Annotated in this window: 15 protein-coding genes and 1 pseudogene; 7 read left to right on the top strand and 9 right to left on the bottom strand. The window is 50.7% G+C overall.

The genetic code is table 11. From position 1 onward, the window contains the following. Nucleotides 1-51: 51 nt before the first annotated feature. The gene (locus GEI7105_RS0125105) at nucleotides 52-399 is read right to left on the bottom strand and encodes a hypothetical protein (RefSeq protein WP_017663156.1); all 348 of its coding nucleotides are present in this window, start codon (nucleotides 397-399) and stop codon (nucleotides 52-54) included. A gap of 86 nt (nucleotides 400-485) precedes the next feature. On the opposite strand from GEI7105_RS0125105, the gene GEI7105_RS0125100 reads away from it, so the two are divergent. Next, complete coding sequence (locus tag GEI7105_RS0125100) at nucleotides 486-881, top strand: YccF domain-containing protein (RefSeq protein ID WP_017663155.1); 396 nt, start codon at nucleotides 486-488, stop codon at nucleotides 879-881. 166 nt (nucleotides 882-1,047) lie between these two features. On the opposite strand, the gene GEI7105_RS0125090 is transcribed toward GEI7105_RS0125100, so the two are convergent. From GEI7105_RS0125090 to GEI7105_RS0125080, 3 genes are read right to left on the bottom strand one after another with little or no spacing between them, the layout of a single operon-like run. Further along, nucleotides 1,048-3,081: an ATP-binding protein gene (locus GEI7105_RS0125090; RefSeq protein WP_017663153.1), complete on the bottom strand. Its 2,034-nt coding sequence runs from the start codon at nucleotides 3,079-3,081 to the stop codon at nucleotides 1,048-1,050. A 37-nt stretch (nucleotides 3,082-3,118) separates the two neighbouring features. Next, on the bottom strand, nucleotides 3,119-5,191 hold the full coding sequence (locus tag GEI7105_RS0125085; protein ID WP_017663152.1) for an ATP-binding protein: 2,073 nt from the start codon (nucleotides 5,189-5,191) through the stop codon (nucleotides 3,119-3,121). 28 nt (nucleotides 5,192-5,219) lie between these two features. Further along, nucleotides 5,220-6,071 carry a hypothetical protein gene (locus GEI7105_RS0125080; protein ID WP_017663151.1) on the bottom strand — a complete coding sequence of 284 codons (852 nt, stop codon included), beginning with the start codon at nucleotides 6,069-6,071 and terminating at the stop codon, nucleotides 5,220-5,222. 233 nt (nucleotides 6,072-6,304) lie between these two features. Here GEI7105_RS0125080 and GEI7105_RS0125075 point away from each other — a divergent pair, with 233 nt between their 5' ends. Then, nucleotides 6,305-7,264, top strand: coding sequence for an Npun_F2552 family protein (locus tag GEI7105_RS0125075; protein ID WP_017663150.1), 960 nt, complete (start codon nucleotides 6,305-6,307; stop codon nucleotides 7,262-7,264). Nucleotides 7,265-7,861: 597 nt separating this feature from the next. Next, nucleotides 7,862-8,920: a 3-deoxy-7-phosphoheptulonate synthase gene (gene aroF, locus GEI7105_RS0125070; RefSeq protein ID WP_017663149.1), complete on the top strand. Its 1,059-nt coding sequence runs from the start codon at nucleotides 7,862-7,864 to the stop codon at nucleotides 8,918-8,920. Between the two features lie 21 nt (nucleotides 8,921-8,941). On the opposite strand, the gene GEI7105_RS0125065 is transcribed toward aroF, so the two are convergent. The 3 genes from GEI7105_RS0125065 to bcmE all read right to left on the bottom strand — a co-directional run bounded on the left by GEI7105_RS0125065 (nucleotide 8,942) and on the right by bcmE (nucleotide 11,528). Further along, a complete protein-coding gene (locus GEI7105_RS0125065; RefSeq protein WP_017663148.1) occupies nucleotides 8,942-9,400 on the bottom strand; it encodes a DM13 domain-containing protein in 459 nt (152 codons plus the stop codon). 393 nt (nucleotides 9,401-9,793) lie between these two features. Further along, entirely contained in the window at nucleotides 9,794-9,928 is a 135-nt protein-coding gene (locus GEI7105_RS40635) for a hypothetical protein (protein ID WP_281167037.1), read from the bottom strand. 205 nt (nucleotides 9,929-10,133) lie between these two features. Continuing rightward, complete coding sequence (bcmE, locus tag GEI7105_RS0125060; protein ID WP_026097952.1) at nucleotides 10,134-11,528, bottom strand: thiamine pyridinylase; 1,395 nt, start codon at nucleotides 11,526-11,528, stop codon at nucleotides 10,134-10,136. 1,451 nt (nucleotides 11,529-12,979) lie between these two features. Here bcmE and GEI7105_RS0125055 point away from each other — a divergent pair. After that, nucleotides 12,980-13,304 (top strand): annotated as a pseudogene (locus GEI7105_RS0125055) (3-deoxy-7-phosphoheptulonate synthase); the annotation flags it as partial. A gap of 3 nt (nucleotides 13,305-13,307) precedes the next feature. Here GEI7105_RS0125055 and GEI7105_RS0125050 read toward each other — a convergent pair. Further along, a complete protein-coding gene (locus GEI7105_RS0125050) occupies nucleotides 13,308-13,499 on the bottom strand; it encodes a DUF2949 domain-containing protein (protein WP_017663145.1) in 192 nt (63 codons plus the stop codon). Nucleotides 13,500-13,731: 232 nt separating this feature from the next. On the opposite strand from GEI7105_RS0125050, the gene GEI7105_RS0125045 reads away from it, so the two are divergent. Beyond that, nucleotides 13,732-14,214 (top strand): hypothetical protein, encoded by a 483-nt coding sequence (locus GEI7105_RS0125045; RefSeq protein ID WP_017663144.1) that lies wholly within the window; start codon nucleotides 13,732-13,734, stop codon nucleotides 14,212-14,214. Between the two features lie 231 nt (nucleotides 14,215-14,445). On the opposite strand, the gene GEI7105_RS0125040 is transcribed toward GEI7105_RS0125045, so the two are convergent. Further along, complete coding sequence (locus GEI7105_RS0125040) at nucleotides 14,446-16,398, bottom strand: hypothetical protein (protein WP_017663143.1); 1,953 nt, start codon at nucleotides 16,396-16,398, stop codon at nucleotides 14,446-14,448. 450 nt (nucleotides 16,399-16,848) lie between these two features. On the opposite strand from GEI7105_RS0125040, the gene GEI7105_RS0125035 reads away from it, so the two are divergent. Together GEI7105_RS0125035 and GEI7105_RS41310 are read left to right on the top strand one after the other, a co-directional pair. Beyond that, a complete protein-coding gene (locus tag GEI7105_RS0125035; RefSeq protein ID WP_017663142.1) occupies nucleotides 16,849-17,217 on the top strand; it encodes a response regulator transcription factor in 369 nt (122 codons plus the stop codon). 46 nt (nucleotides 17,218-17,263) lie between these two features. Then, nucleotides 17,264-17,365 (top strand): IS1/IS1595 family N-terminal zinc-binding domain-containing protein, encoded by a 102-nt coding sequence (locus GEI7105_RS41310; protein WP_445958326.1) that lies wholly within the window; start codon nucleotides 17,264-17,266, stop codon nucleotides 17,363-17,365. Nucleotides 17,366-17,379: the final 14 nt, after the last annotated feature.

Here is a 17,379-nt window from a genome sequence, read left to right as displayed (position 1 = left end):
CGATCGCTCACATCCGTGAAAGTTTCTCGAACGGTTTCACTACATCTGGTCTCAATCCTGCCATTTCCCGGTAAAAATGCTCGCCACGGCGCGTTCCAAGCGGTTCAAATCCTCCGCCAACAGCGGCGGCCAGGACACGCCGCAATTGCGACCTCGCTCGAACTGACGCTGACTTTCCAACACCAGCAGATGCAAGGCGTAAGTCAACTCGCGATCGATCTGGGATCGACCTTCGAGCGATCGATACAACACCTTCAACGCCAGCAAAATCGAGGTCATCTGACCGGGAATCGGTGCGTTTCCCCGTTCGAGGAGCATTAAGAACGCATCGGGATTGCGCCGTGTCTCTAACGTCATTCCTTGGTCGATGAGAAAGTTTCGTGCAGTTTTGTCGTCCATGAGAGAAATTGTGTTAGATCGATAGTGAGGCGAGGGTCGAGTCTGCGAGTCGCGTCTTCAAACTTTACCAAGACCGGGAGTTCCCAATGAGTTTACTTGGAAATATCATCTGGCTGATTTTCGGCGGGTTCCTGTCGGGACTCGGTTATATTATCGGAGGTTTGGCGTTGTGCGTCACCATTGTTGGCATTCCGTTCGGCTTGCAAACCATTAAATTGGGTTTTGCGACGATGACGCCCTTCGGTAAGGAAATCATTGAAGATAAGAGCGCCAACAGCACGCTTACCATTATTTTTAATATCGTTTGGATCGTGTTGTTTGGCTGGGAAATTGCAATTTCTCATTTGACCCATGCGGCAATTTTGGCGATTACTATTGTGGGATTGCCCTTTGCGAAGCAACATATTAAATTGATTCCCATGTCGCTATTTCCCTTCGGTCGTTCGTTGAAAGAACCGGAACAAATGGAAGCATTTCAGTAGTCTTTGAGTTTCGATCGCCGCAGGTTGGGTTGAGCGAAGCCGAAACCCAACCTTACTATTTTCGGAATTCCAATTGATTTTAAATTGAGTTTTTTGTTTGCAAACACCAATTTCGGTTAATTCCAGAAATTTCAGTTTCGATTGGATATTTGACAGTGAGGCTACGTTACGACGATATGACGTAACCGATCAGGTGTTCTTCCGGGTTAGAATCGGGGTTGAGGATAGCGATACGATTTTCTTGGCAAAGAGTTGAAATGGCTCGATCGATGTCATCTTTTTGGAAATCGGGAAATTGCGCGTTGGTACTTTCGACTAATACCGTTCGTCCGATGAGTTGTTGAGTTTTGACGAGGGCGAAAATATATTCTTTAACGCGATCGAAGGGATCGCGTTCTTCAATTTCGAGCAAACTTCCCAAATCGTGACTGAAGACATCGAGTTTTTGTAACAATCGACAATCTTGTAACACTTCAGCTCGTACCGTTAACGCTTTCAACTCTTCAAAATCGATCGCGCGATCGCCGAGGACGAAATCTCCCGATTTTGCAGAATTTACGAAGTTGTGATAAGTCTCCAAAATATGAAGCGAGTCGAGATCGGGAATGATGTGACGGTGGATCGAATCGACAAACAACTCTTTATAACGGCGATATCCTTGATTCCTGGGAACTCCTAAATTTTCAGCCCGAATGAGATATAGAAACTGACAGGTGTTTTTCTCCAAAGCCTCTTGAGCTGCTTTCATCACCCGACAAAAACTGACTAAATTCGGCTCTTCAATCCAAATAACCCCGACGCGACCGAATTTGAACGACCAATAAAAACTTAAAGAATAACGTCCGTAAGTGGGACTTTCAAGAAGTTTGGGGCGAACGCCCGTCACGCCTAAAACTTCCAGAACTTGACGCAACATTTGCATGAGTTCCGGTGCTGAAAACTGGCGGATGTGGCGAACTTTCGACTGGACTTGTACCAGTTCGGTTTCCCAGGTGAGTTTGAAGGCGGCCAGTTCGTCAGTGGGGCGATCGCCTCCGTCTTCAACCTCCGACATCACAGGCGTCTCGAAGTGGGGAGATCCCCCGTTGGCGACGCCGATTTTCGCCTGTTGAAAGAGCGATCGCCCTAACATCAACACCGATCGGGGAAGGGCGCGATCGCCGGGAAATTTCTGTTCGAGAGCCTCCCGAGACAGGGGATACAGGGAAGAAGGGGGCGGACTGTCCGCTTGGCGGTGAAGCGGGGCTAAACGGGTTTCCCAAAGCTGCTGAGCGCGATCGATATCGATGGGGCGCAGGTGCAGTTCGGTATCGATGCGGGCGAGATCGGCCGGTTGGACGTGTCGCGCGTTTTCGTTCCAGGTATTAGTGACGATGCTGACGATGACGAGGAAGTTTTTCAGCTTTTGGTTGTGGACGATGGAGTTGACATTAAACAACGCCTGTAAGTCGATATAGCCGCGATCGCTGCGATCGACGTTATCGAGGTTGTCGAAACACAACACGATCGGCTGAGTTGCGGTGGCGATGCGTCCGAAGTTTCCTAAAATACTCTGGGCTTTGTGTTCGGTATCGATGGAACTGCTGACGTGTAACGCCTTCAAACTTTCGTCGTCGAGATCGTCCCCTTTGAGCCAATCGCACGCCAGAGAATAGAGTTGTGGATCGGTGAGGTGGTAGAGAACGCTAAAAAACTCGTTGGCGTTGTAAATTCCCGTGGGATAGGTCGATTTGAAGTTGTGGACGAAGAGATGGCGTTCGCCGATGAGACGTTTGAGAAAGCCGCGATCGCGAAAGGCCGAGAGACTCTTCAACCACAGCAACAGTTGCGATTCCTGCGCTCCCTCGGGAACGTAAGTCAGACTGTCGATGGTGTGGCGTAGGGTGTGACGCCAAATATAATCGCTTTCAGGCCAGGGGCCGATATACGTGAAAAAAGCTTGGGGATTCAACCGCTGTTTGAGGCGACTCAGCAGAAAACTTTTCCCCGATCCCGAGTCCCCCGACAGTAAAATCGTGCGACTGCGGCGATCGCCTGCGACGGTCTCGAGAATCCGTTCGATTTCTGCGACGATCTCCTGGTGGATCGATTCGATCGTAGCGTGGGTTGGGCGGTCTTCGTGCCAAAAATTCCCCGGCCGGAAGGTCGTCGAGTCGAACGGATTGACGGCGCGTTGGACGAGCTGCTCGATAGAAGCCATAGTTATCAGTCTCCAGTCACCAGTCTCGGGTCACCATTTACGTTTGGGCGATAACGAGCTGTTCTTCGAGGGGAAGGTCGGGATCGAGAATTCGTACGGGGCGATCGCTGAGGGAAAGGGTTTCGATAAGTTGGTGAACCTGTTGTTTGCTGACGCCGCCGAATTGGGCGATCGCTTCTTCGATGAGTTGTTCGATCGCCATACACTGTTGGTTGACGACGCGGTTGATGATGAAATCCTCGATGGCTTGAAGGGAGGCTTCAGCTTCCTCGCGGGCGACGGTGGTTTCAAAAAAGCCCAGTTGTTGCAACAGCGGACAGTCTGTCAAAACCTCCGTTTGACGAGTCAGAGATTCGAGGCGATCGAGGTCGGGGGTTTCTTCTCCCACCACCAGTTCTCCAGACAGGGCGTCGTTGACGAGGGTGTGATAGGTCGAAAGATAGCGCACCGACACCAAATCTGACATGAAATGGTTGTTGCGATCGTCGCTGAAAATCTCTGTATAGAGTTGATAGCCGCGATTGCTCGGCGAGCCGACTCCTTCGGCGCGAACCAGTTGCAGCGTGTGACAGAGCTTGCGATCGAGGGCTTCGCGACAGGCTTTGAGGAGGTTGAAAAACTTCACCATATTGGCATCTTCCGACCACACCACCCCCACGCGATCGGGGGTTCCGGGGGCGCGATAGCTTAACGAATAACTGGCGTAAGTCCGACTCGGAAGCAGGCGCGATCGCACATCTTCGACTTTCAAGACGCTGAGGGCTTCAGCCAGCATTTGCATCAACTCGGGAGCGGCATACTGACGCAGGCGGTTGACCCGTTCTTCCGTTTGCTTGAATTTTTTCAACCACACCAGTTTGAACGCCGCAGCGGGGTCGCTCGTGGCGTCTGTGGGAACTTTTGGCGGGAGCGAAGGACTCGACCCGTTGTGAGAAAACTCGGTTCCACCATTGCGAACGATCCCCGATTGCAGTCGGTCGAGTTTCGATTCCTGATACAGTCGCCGCCCCAAAATCAGCGTGTTGCGGGGTCGCGTTTTTCCCCCCGGAAATTTATCGTCGAGATATTGGCGAGCCAGAGGATAAATGGGAGATTCCGGTTGGGGGTAGGTTTGGCGGTGCAACAGGTAGAGGCGACTGGCCCAGAGGGCTTCGGCTTGATCGAGGGTGATTTGTTTGAGGCGAATCGTCGTATCGATGCGATCGCGATCGGTGGCGGGAATGCGAGCCTGGTTTTGTCTCCAAGTATCGGTAATGATGCTGATGACGAACAGAAAGTTTTTGACTTTCTGCGTGTGGAGCATGGCGTTGACGCGAAACAGCGATTGTAAATCCAGGCTTCCGTCGCTGTTGCGAGCGATGTTGTCGAGTTGGTCGAAACAAAGGACGATCGGCTGTGTTGCGTCGGCGATGCGTCCGAAGTTGGCTAGGGTTTTTTGAGCGGCGTCTTCCGTGTCGATGGTCGATTGCACGCCCAACTTTCGCAGCGAGTCTTCGTCGAGGTCGTCGCCGCGCAACCACTCGCAGGCGATGGGGTATAACTCGGGGTTGGTGAGGTGGTAGAGAGCGCCGAAAAACTCCTGTGCGTTGTAGATTCCCGAGGGATAGGCTTCGAGGAGTTTGCGGACGAAAATCTGACGGACGCCCCCCCGCAGCCAATCGATGAATCCTCCTTGTTGAACGTCTGAGAGGTCTTCGAGCCAGAGGAGAATTTGCGATTTGTCTTGGCCTTCGGGTTTTTCGAGGAGACTGTCGACGGTGTAGCGGAGGATATGTCGCCAAATGTAATCGCTGGCGGTGAAGGGTTCGACGTAAACGAAAAAGGCGCGAGGACTGGCGGAGTCCGCGTTACCGGTTTGAATCGATCGCTTGAGGCGTCCGAGAAGATAGGTTTTTCCCGATCCCGTTTCTCCTTCGAGGAGAATGGTACGCGATCGCCGGTCGTCCGCCACGCGATCGAGAACCGCTTCGATTTCGTCGAGGGCGTCTTGGTGGATAGAATCGACGGTGAGATCGGGATTTTGGACTTCTTGCCAAAAATTCCCCGACCAAAAGGTTTCCGTGTCGAACGGGTTCGGCTCCCGTTGGATAATGCGATCGATCGCGGTCATAGTTCACCTCGGCGACAAAGCGATACGTCTAGGTACGGATGATAAAGAACAGCGGACCTCCGATATCTTGAGGAATCCCGGCTTCGATTTGTTCGCTCGTGTAGTGAGCGGCCTCTTGCAGAGAACTTAACTCGATGCGATCGCCTCGTTGTAAGCGATATAAGGCCAGATCGAGTTCTTCCCGCGTTAGGGGAGGCTGTAGCCGTTCGCGCAAGTAGAAGATCGGTAAGTAGTTATCGGTTCCGAGCAGTCGGTCGAGTTCTTCGACGGCGTACCAAATATCGGTGTCGTTGGGCTTTTCTGTCAAACGCCGCTGGGGATTGACCGGTTTGGGGACGGGTTTCGACGGGGGTTTGGCTTCGGTATCGGTTTGGGAACTGTCGAATTTGCGGAGAAACTGAAGGTAGCAGGCGAGGTGGTTCAAATTCAGTTCCAGGGCGCTTCCGCTGGGGATGTATTCGTGACGCAGGTAGTCGAGGCCGCGAGGTGTCAGCCAAACCTCTTGAATTATGGTTTTTTCGGCTTTAATCAAGCCCCGTTCGACCAGTTTGCGAATCACGACTTGGCGGTGTTCCGTATCGAGATCGGTGTCTTTGGGGGAAATACTCTCTTCCGCGCAAGCTTTCAAGACTTTAATTTCATCTTCCGTCACGGGAAGCCGACTCGTATCGAGACGTAGCAGCGCGTTTCCCGGCGGTGCGATGCGAAACTGAACGATTTCTTCGTTACAATCGACGAAACCGCGATCGCACAAGGTATGGCAGAGGCGATCGCGCTCGGCCGCTTTGGTGCGATTGTTGGGCTTGACTTGGGAAATTGGCGCTCGGTAGTCCGGCATCCCCAACAGTTTCAATAAAAATTTCAGTTCCCGCGTATCCATTCGGTTCGACTGCTATACGACGATCGCCCTATATTACCGTGTCGGTGTGGTCGGAGGGGGAGCAAGGGAGCTTCCGGCTCGAGGGAAAGGAGAAGTAGTGCTGTATGGCCTCTTGTCTTTTGCCTCTCGACCTTTTGCCTTTTGCCTCACCTTTAAGCATAGAAGGTGTTTGGCGAGATAGGACAGAGGGACTGTGTTAACGTACCGAAAAAACGCTTGACGAGGAAATCACTGTGTCAGTTGTCAGTTTAATACGATCGCGCTACTACGAAACCGATGCGCTGCGGGCGTCTCTCGAGCCGTTACTCGAACCGCTGGGAGGAATGGGGGCGATCGTCAAACCGGGCGATCGCGTACTGCTCAAACCCAATCTTCTCACGGGTTCCCGTCCGACGAAGGAATGCGTCACTCGCCCCGAGGTGGTGTACGCGGTGGCGCAGATGGTGAAGGAGGTCGGCGGAAAACCGTTTCTTGGCGACAGTCCAGCGTTTGGGAGTGCTAAAGGTGTTGCTAAAGCCAACGGCTATCTTCCCCTCATGGACGCCTTGAATTTGCCAATTGTGGAATTTCGCGGAAAACGCTATAACACTGAAAACGGCAACTTTAACCATCTGCGGTTGGGGAAAGAGGCGATGGACGCCGATGTGGTTATTAACCTGCCTAAAGTTAAATCTCACGTCCAGTTGACGATGACGATGGGGGTCAAGAACCTCTTCGGTTGCGTTCCGGGGAAAATGAAAGCCTGGTGGCACGTCGAAGCGGGAAAGGATGTCGATCGCTTTGCAGAAATGTTGGTGGAAACGGCGCGATCGATCGCCCCCAATTTAACGATTCTCGACGGTATTATCGGTCACGAAGGCAACGGCCCGAGTGGCGGCGAACCCCGCGAACTCGGCGTGTTGGCGGCTTCGACGGACGTATTCGCCTTGGATTTGGCGCTGCTGCATCTCCTCAACGTCGATCCGGCGATCGTTCCCACAGTCGTCGCCTCGCAGCGGTTGGGGGTTTGTCCGAAGTTCGAGACTCTGGAATTTCCCCTCGCGAAACCGGCCGATTTAGCCGTAGCGGATTGGAAACTTCCCGAGGCGTTGATGCCGATCGATTTTGGATTGCCCCGAGTGTTGCGATCGACCTTCAAACATCTTTATATTCGTTTCGTCCACGAACCGATGGAGAGTGGGAAGCGCTCTTAATAGGGGTTTTGGCGATTCCCGATCGATGGGATAGTGGGATGGAATTTATCAGGTTGGCGATCGCTTGAAATTTATCAAAAAATTTGGTTCGGCTTCGCTCACCGAGCGCAGTCGAGGTGAACGCTTCTGGAGATTTGACCGCTACTTTGGCTGGTGCAAACCTGTCAGAGCAAGTCGGATCGTTGAAGGAAGAATCCCCACGCCGTGATAGCTGGGGAGTGTCAACAAACTGGGGTCGAGTCCGATTAGAAAAAGATCCTGAAGCTCGTAACGTGCTTGAACTTGGGAGATTGTATTCGCCAAAAGTCTACCAGTTGTAGAATTCAAGTCGAAATATTTTTCAAACTCTCTCCTCGACAAGCATTAAACGGCTGCGATCGCAATTTTTATTCCGAAAATGACAAAAGAGGGATAAGACCAAAGGAAGGTCGGATTCGTTCGATGCTCCCGGAGGCGATCCCCTTTGAAGCTGGAAGCCACTAATCTGTCGCGTCGCGATGATGAGTGGCAGTTCACTCGAATTCACTACAATTAGAAAAGAAAGTAAAACCCGAGCTGGCATCGCTGGCTGACAACGATCGTGGGAGAGCAGTTCGTATGATTATCGTGATGAAACCCGGTACTCCTCAGGCGGAGATCGATCGCCTCAACCGAGAAATGGAGAACTGGGGACTCACACCCGAAAACATTGTCGGACGTTACAAAGTCGTCATCGGCTTGGTAGGTGACACCGCCGCTCTCGATCCCCTGCAACTCCAAGAAATCAGCCCTTGGATCGAACAGGTGTTACGGGTCGAAGAACCCTTCAAACGCGCCAGCCGACAGTTCCGTCACGGCGAACCGAGTGCAGTGAGCGTCGCGACTCCAGAGGGAAACGTGATGTTCGGCGAACACCATCCCGTCGTCACGATCGCCGGCCCTTGTTCGGTCGAAAGCGAAGAGGCGATCGTCGAAACTGCCCTGCGCGTTAAAGAAGCCGGGGCGAAGTTCCTTCGGGGGGGAGCCTACAAACCCCGTACCTCTCCCTACGCCTTCCAAGGCCACGGCGAAAGCGCCCTAGAGCTATTGGCGAAAGCCCGCGAAGCCTCTGGATTGGGCGTGATAACCGAGGTGATGGACGCCGAAGATATTGAGAAAATCGCTGAAGTGGCCGATGTATTGCAAGTTGGCGCTCGCAATATGCAAAACTTCGCCCTATTGAAAAAAGTTGGGGCGCAGGAAAAACCGGTTCTCTTGAAACGGGGAATGTCCGCCACCATCGAAGAATGGTTGATGGCGGCAGAATATGTCCTGGCAGCGGGAAATCCCAACGTGATTCTCTGCGAACGGGGAATTCGTACTTTCGATCGCCGTTACACTCGCAACACCCTCGATCTGTCCGTGTTACCGGTGTTGCGATCGCTGACACACCTTCCCATTACCATCGATCCCAGTCACGGGACGGGTTGGGCGCCGTTCGTTCCCGCCATGGCCAAAGCAGCGATCGCCGCCGGGACGGATGCGTTGATGATCGAAGTTCACCCGAACCCGGCGAAAGCCCTCTCAGACGGGCCGCAATCGCTGACCCCCGAACAGTTCCGTCAGTTGATGGACGAACTCGCCGTCATTGGTAAAGCCATCGGACGTTGGGAAAAACAACCCGCGCTTCTACCGTGAAGCGTCAAGAGTGGGGACAATTCACATCACCGAGTTGAGGGTGGCAGCGCCGAAGGTGGCGTTGAACTGACGACACCAGACGGCGGCTGAGTTGTAATCAGACAGATTGACGTTATTCGGGATTTCGTAGCGCTGTACGCCCATCGTACTTTGAAGGGCTCCGAGAGTCAGATAGTCGCCTTCGTTGAAGTGCAGGCCGGGAGAGGTCGATCGATGGAGGACGACGAACAGATCGGGGCCCTCATCTGTGCGAAAATCTTGACTGATTTCTAGGTAACGCCGTCCGTTTTCGACGATAATGCGAGCGCTGCCTTGGGTGGGGTGTTCGACTGCCTCGAAGGTTCCGGATCTGAGGGTCGATCGATTGGCTTGCTTGTGCGAAACGGGTTCGGGAATCGAAGTTTTAGCTAAGACCGGAAGAGAAACAGGGGCTGCGATGACGATAAAAGCAGAAATGGCGGAAAATACTAGAGATTTCATGGCGAGTCAGATTTCCTGAAGAATTTTGCTCTCTTGACTATTGTTCGTTTGCCCGGAGCGATTGGATTTATTTTTTTGAAACAAAATTAGCCCGCATTCAACCACATAGGAACAGGTGGGCGACGAATTGCCAACGAACCTATGCTAGAATTGCCCTATCCTGAGCGGTACGGCAAAGGGTGCAATGAGATTGCGAACCACCTGGAGGCACGACCTCTCAGCGAAAGGGAAACCCAACCTATAAGTCCCCTGAGTCGGTTCGTACAGGTCGGACTCTAGGCGAAAAAAATTAACCAAAAGCCCCACAGCGGAAACGACTTGGGGGAGCAGTCCAGCCAAAGTTCTGGCGGTTCGGCGAGAATACCGCCTGTCGGGAGGGATAAGCCCTTCTAATCAAGACACCGCCACCTCGCAGGACGCAGGTGGAAGAGTATTCATACGAAGCGTCGTTCCACTGCGATCGAGCAAGCCAACTCCCTTCAACCGACATACCGCATTGTTAAATGGTTTGCGGCAAAATCCTATCAAGAACAGCTCAGTACTCTATGAAATCCCCGGCATCTTGGAGATGCCGGGGATCTGACAAACCAGACGGGCTTCGAGAATTCTGTTGCGACTCTCTTGGCGAACCGTGAGATTCACCTCAACGTGTTCGGTTTTGACACTCCCCGAGACCCAACAGGAAAAGGGGTTGAGGAGTTTTTAACCTCACTGAGATCCGCCGTCAGACTCATCAGAAAGAACAGGCGTTGCAACCGCAAACAGAGGTTCCTGGTTTTTCCGCCGCCGGGTATGCATTCGTCCACTGACCGCTCCAGCCACCACGATCGCTACAGGTCGCCTCGCAAATTGCCGCCGCCGCACTGTTGTTAGGAATCAATTGGCTCGAGCTATAATCGCACCCGCAAGAATAATCCTCCCTCGCGTCAGTCCGAATCTCGCTGGCCATTTCGCCGAGCCAGGTACGAGACTGCTCGTTCACCTTGAACATAATGGGATTGTTATCCGTAATGAGGCTAAACATATCTCCATACAGTGGGAACGATTGTTTCAGGGTGTTGAAGACGCTGGGACGAGTGGCCATCAAATACTGAGGATAGGAATTGCTGGCATCTGCACCAATACTGGCGACCATCGTGGTGGAGGCTGCCATTGTATTGGCTAACTGAACCGCTAAGTCGCGGGTTCCCCGCTGTTCGGTGGTCGTATTCACCCCAATGACATCAGCATAGAAGACTCCGGGATAGGATTCGTCTTCATTGGAAAGCGGCATGACTTTAAAGCCAATGTTTTGCCGCGTCTTCTCACTCATGTTTGACATGGCTTCGGTATAGCCCATGAGTGCGCGTCCCCAACCGTCACTAAACCATGCGGCTCGTTCGTAGGCTTTAATCGAACCGTCTGGATCGGTTGCATTCTCATAGCTTGACATGGCGAGCAACTCTTGCATATTGTCGATCGCCTCGGCGTTCAATTGCGATTGGTTCCAAGGTAATGGAAAGGGATATTGTCCGGTCAAGCTATGGGCAATGTCGATATAAAGAGAAGCGTTGGTCGTGCTACCCACCATATCGAGCATGATACCTCGACGATCGGGCGGAATCTCGCTGGTATAGCTACAAGAGCACAACTCATTTTTAATTTCACTGAGGTTCGTTGCCTTGGCAATTGCAGTATCCCCTTTTTGATAAAACAGGATATTCGCACAGCCGAGTTGGGGAATGGCGTAATAGGTTCCATTGACTTGAACTCCATCGATCGCGTAGGAAACGAAGTCGTTCAAATTGTTGATTTCACTCGCCTGTATGGGTTCGAGCAAGTTTTTATTGCGAAAGTAGTCAAAAAACATGGCATCGAACACATACACATCCGCGTCTGGGGAAGGGTCGGTATGATACCCTCCATCCCATGATAGGCTCGGATCGGAACTCGAAGAAATGAACTCTAAATCAACATCAGGTCGAACGTTTGCCCATTCGGCTTTGATGGCAGTTTCAAATTGGTCGATCCGAGGAACCCACGGATACAGTTCGACTTTTAATGTGGTTGCTGAGGCATCTCCAATGCCTAAAAGACTAATAGACAACGCTAAAATTAGCGTCATGCTAAAATTAATTAGTTTTTTCATTTTTGTGTGAATTGTCTTGGTTTACACAACTAATTACATTCCATTCCCTAAATTCCCTGATTTTGAGGGTAGGAGTGTTGAATAGGGTGCATCTCAAAAATGTAAATTTATCAGATCGGAGTCTCTGCACTGAATTGAGCTGTTGTTGGGTTTCGCGATCGCTCCATCCATGGATGGCAGCGTTGCCGAAGTCCAACCTACCTTCAAACTCATATTTTTACATCCATTGAGATGGGTGCATCTCAAAAATGTAAATTCATCGAATTGGGCGCACTCAATTTCCAGATCCCCGGCATCTTGGAGATGCCGGGGATCTTATACCGGAAGTGCTAATCGGGAATTTTGCCACCCCAAACTGATGTTTTTGCAAAAGTGAGATGCACCCCATTGAGATGCACCCGTTAAAGAGATTAATGAAATTGGATTCACGAAACCCAATTTTCGGATTTACTGGCTATTAGCAAACCAGAAGGTAGGAGCAGTTTTACTGTAAATATGACAAAAATTACCACCCCGACTTTTGTTATGTACCGATCGAAGCTCTAATATTCTTACCTTTATAAAGATACATCTCAATTTTGCAGAATTATCCCTCCGCGCCTCGACTTAGGCTTCGACAATGAGTGCTCAGCGACTCGACAGTTCTATCGAATTCACCGAACGTCCGAACTGCGCTCGTCGAAGGTCTTTCGGAACCTCCCCTAACTCTCGCAAAGGAGGGGTGGGTTTTCAATTGCAAAACTGGAATTTGGCCTTTTGACTAAATGCAATAAAGGCTCTTCGGAGTTTAGGGTGACAGAAAAACTAACTTCACGAGATTTCAAGGGTTTTGGCTCTCGAATCTTCAATTTTTTGTATCATGCTATACATTTATAACCACAAACTCCGAAGACCCCAATAAACCACTATATCTAGTTGCTTATTGTAAAACCAATACATTCTCAATAACGTATTTTTTGAATTAGCCAAAACTCCAGCGGTATGTATCTCTTGGTAAAGGATTTGCACTTTGTTTCAGATTGTTACGACATTCTTTATTTTCCGTACGTATCTATCTATATAACCGATCTGTTTTATTCGATCTATAGTTAATTGTTTTTGGGAGGTTTGCATGGCACTCTTAAGGATTGACGTACTTTACCAATGTGGTATAACTAAAGAGCTGAAAGTGACGTGTTACAGCAGTTTCAAGCTTTTCGCTAAAACCTAAAGTTCGAGCAGCTCGGAATACACCCTGCCTTTTATCGCACTGTTTTCACTCTGTCATTCCACATATTACTACACACTACAGATGTATTGGGTGCATCTCAATTCTGCAATAAGTATAAATACTGAAATGAGTAAATCCCCTTCTAGCAGTCCTTGAGGAATATATTGACAAATTTCCGAACTTGTGTATTTACGAAAGTGAGATGCACCCGATGTATTTGAGTACAATATCCCATAATTATTATTTTTTAATCTTTGCACGTGGGAACGTGAATCTTTGCCGTTACATCCGCAACACCCTCGATCTGGCCGTGTTACCGGTGTTGCGATCGCTGACGCACCTTCCCATTACCATCGATCCCAATTATGGGACGGGGTGGGTGTCGTTTTCCCACCCTGGCCAAAGCGGCGATCGACGCTGGGACGGATGCGTTGACGATCGAAGTTCGCCCAAACCCGGCCAAAGCCCTCTCTAACAGTCCGCAATCGCTTACCCCCGAACAGTTCCGTCAGTTGATGAAAGCCCGGACGTTGGGAAAAATGCGCCGCCTTAGTCTAAAAATGTAGTGTTTAGGCTTCGCTGCTTTCCCAGTCCCAAATGCGCTCTAACTCGCTCAAGCTTACCAAGCCGTATTGCCACAGTACCATCGGCAGGTGATGCCTGGTCGGAGCCTGACGAGTCGCCAGAGCGATCGCGTCTTCAGAAAGGTTTAAGTCCTGTCGCAAAAACTGCGTGAGGGGGTGAGTCGTGTTGGGTTTCATGGCAGTAATCGGCGTGATAGTGGATGTATGGAGTCTCTCTCCCTTGGGAATTTTTCATTAGCGTACTCGTCAATTGTGACAACGCTGTGACAAAGCCTTGAAGATGAGAAGCGATTCGGGACGAGTTTCAGTATGCTCGATATTGAACAAAAAGTCAACACTATAAACTGGGGCGATCGCACAGTGGGAGAATTCGCTAAAATTAGCAATATTTGACAAAGCACTGGATTTTATGGAAAGTTGCGTTGGAATCTACAGCATTCCTATCGAAACCACTGCCGGAATCGCTCGTCATTACTATCTCAGCGAAAATGGGGACTTCAAGAATTCCGTGGGATGGGGTCCAGCAGGGGTTGAATGGCGAGGAACGGTGAAATTGACAGAAGCAGAGCGATCGCGAGCGAACGAGTACGGCGATCGCTTTGGAATGTACAATATTTGTACGAATAACTGTGAAATGTTCGCTTGGTACGTAAAAAGGGGAAAGCGCTATTCAGAACAAACTCAAAAGAGTGTTGTAAAAAGTTTGGGAGCCGCTGCAATTTCCGCAATTCAACCCGTCCATACAGTTCGCAGTCAAAAATATAAGGAAATAGAAAAAGGGATTGTCGATATTTTTAATAACAATTTAGAAGAAGCTCATCGTCAAAACTGGAAAGCACAACAAGCGGAAACAGATGAGTTTTGGCGTCGTCGAGATCGAGATTCAAAATAAACGCTCGAATCCCAGTACTTCAGGGCTAATGGAAAGTCTACTATAGCAATCCTAAATGGTTTGCGGAAACAGATCGGCTGAAAACCCCATACCGTAACGATCTATCCTGAAAACAAGCCGCAAACGAAGTCGTACTGCTATAGAAAATCGATCTAAAAAAATCCCCGTTTTTTGAGAAACGGGGACGGTTGCACTGAGGAACGAGGCAAACTTGAAAACCCAAAATCGAGGCTAGAAATCGATCGCGATCGCCTTTTCGACTTCACGGCGATAGATAAACTGGCGACCGTCGCGAATGTGGGGATACGCCACCAACCGAACCACGAACGCGCAAGTATGCGTCAAACCCGTAGTGAGTTTCGTTCCGGCGAAGGACGTATCGACGGGGGTAGAAATTCCTGTGGTTTCGCGACGCGCACTTCGTTCGTTGACGCCGGGAGTCGCCGGATTGTCGTCGGTCGCGTATTGGAAAGAATTCGTCGTTCCCTTGCTGTAAGTCAAACTCCAGCTATAAAGACGGTTGTATTTCTGAGAGACCTTCACACCAAAGGCGAGAGTGGGAATCTGCGAGGACGGAATCACGCCGCATGGGTTTTTCGCAGGGGTGTCTAACACCAGTTCCGGTGGATTGTTGTCTACCGTCAACACCAAATCGCAAGCGTCCGTCATCGTAGCGAGTTCGCTTCCCGGTGTCGTAGTTCCGTCGCGATAGTCTACCGTCGCCGAGGTGAGTTTGTTTCCACTGTCGTCGAACACCTCCAACCGCAGAGCGATCGCACCCGTATCGGGGATGTCGTCTGGCGTGTTCCAATATCCGATGAGATCGGGATTGTACCAGTAATAATCCTCGAAGTTGCGGACTTCGTACAACCCCGCTTCGCTTCCCACGACAGTCGGACCGAGGGTGTAAGTTTCGCCGACGAGGGTGGTTTTATCGACTCGCGTATCCGAGAGAACCCGAGGTTTAATCGGCTTGAAGTTGCTGCTTCCCTTAGCGGCGTAGGATAAACGATAGTAGCGTTTCGGCGAACCGTCGCTTAAGTTATCGCCAAACTGCGCGTAAATTCGCAGAAAACCACCATAGACCACGTTTTGATAGGGAGCTTTTTCGTACGATCCCGAAGTTTGGTCGATGTCGTACACCTCATCGTCGCCGATGCGAGTAAAGAACACCTGGTTTCCCGGCGGACGTTGGGGAGTTCCACCTTCTCCACAGTCGAGATCGTCGTCTTCGAGATAGAGATCGATGTGCGCGTTGGTTTCGTTCCAACGGGTGTTGCTATAGGGGTCGAGGTACAGTACCCGCTCGATTCCGTCGATAATTTGCGTCACGCGCACGATAATATCGGGTTTGGCGTCGTACCGCAGGCGTCCGCGACGAATCGAGAAGGGGAACCAGCGGAAACAGCATTGGAAAAAGCCGTTTTCGTCGGTACGGGTTTCGCAGAGTTTTTGTTTGCTGTAGAAGCAACGGGGGAAAAGATACCAAGGTGCGAGTCGGGACGTCAGGGTCAGTTGGGGAAGTTGCGCGACTTGCGTGGGTAAGGGTTCGGCGATCGCTCTCGAGAAGGCGGCCAGCGGTGGCGGATCGATGGGGTCGATGGGTTCGGGAACGCGTTCGAGGAGTTCGGGAACGGGAATCGTCAGGCGATCGCGCAGAACGTCCCGCAGGCGATCGAGATAAGGGAACCAACAGGCTTCGCGATCGACATCGAACACCTCGACTTTGACGTAGGGAACGGAACACCCGATGGGGAAATTCCCAATTTTCCCGAGAAGTTTGCGAACGTGACCGGACACGCAAACGTAACGCGGCCACCAAGGACGCCAGACGAGGGGGGGGATGTCTAAAACGGGTTTGAGTCGATATCCCGTATTGTCCTGAATCCACTCTTTGGCTCGGAAGGTTTGACGGTAAGCGGAGGACTGGCGAATTTTTTTCGGGTCGGTTTCCGGGCCGACGTACAGATCGATGTCGCTGGGTTCGGGAAGTTTCACCGCTATGCTGAAACTTCCGCTGGCTTCGACGTTGTCGGAACTAAGAAACCGACCTTGTGGGGTGAAGGCGTAGGCGACAAGCGGTAAGTTGTCGGGAGGACAATCGCTATCTTTGAGGAGTTGTACTTGTCCTTCGATGAGGAGTTCGGTACTGAAACGGTTGGGGAGTTGACTGCTACTTTGCATGGTTGCGTTGTCGGTGAGGGTAACTTGGGTTGCTTGACTTGCTTACCGTTGTAACGATCGCCTGCACCCATCGTTCAGTCCCATTTTTAAGCGACACTCGATCGAGGGATAGGAATCTCAAGCCGATCGGCGATCGGACGATGACGCGATCGTCTGACAAGATTTGACATTTTTACGATTTTGTGGTAGCAAACGCAAACACAATCCGAGCGAGCGATCGCGCTGTCAGACCGCATCGAACGGGTCGAACCCCCCACCCCCAACAAGTCACCTCCTCTATAACCGCCTGTAAAAGCGACACAGCTCTACGTGTTTTTACGTAGACCGACGTTAGTTTAGAAACACATCGGGGTTGCAATGTGGGTTGAGTGTTCTTCTAGAGTTTTATCTCTTAGAAATTCTTTAAGACTGCTCGATCGGGTATCGAACGCACTCCCTGAGATCAATACCATGATGGTTCAAACTTTATTACAACGTCTCGTCCAGCAAATTGAGACGACCTCCTCGAAAAAGGTTTTACATTGCGATCGAAACACAGTTCACGAAGTGATTTTTGAATCGGATATCGACGGAACGCCTTATTATGTGGTTCGGTGTCTTTTGAAGAATCCTGAAACGTTTCACCACATCCATTTGAGTCCTCGAGAAAAGTCGATCGTTGAGTTAGTGGCGGCGGGTTTACCGAACAAGTGCATCGCCAAACAGTTGAATATTAGTCCTTGGACGGTGGCTACGCATTTACGGCGAGTTTATCAAAAACTGGGGGTTAACTCAAAAGTAGAGGCGATCGCGAAATTATCTCAAGCCAACTTGCTGTAAATCGGTGATATTATACAGTAATGATGAAAAGATTTTTCTGTGGTTTATGCTTATGATTTGTCCCCAATGCGGCAGTGAAGATCGCGTCAAAAATGGTCACACCTATTATGGAAAGCAGAGATTTAAGGGTCTTCCGGGTTTAAGGTGAAAAGGGGTGCATCT

The organism is Baaleninema simplex PCC 7105, from assembly GCF_000332355.1.
GTDB classification, from domain to species: Bacteria; Cyanobacteriota; Cyanobacteriia; order Cyanobacteriales; family Geitlerinemataceae; genus Baaleninema; species Baaleninema simplex.
Note: the sequence above shows the minus strand (reverse complement) of the source record. Positions and strands in the feature narration are given on the sequence as shown.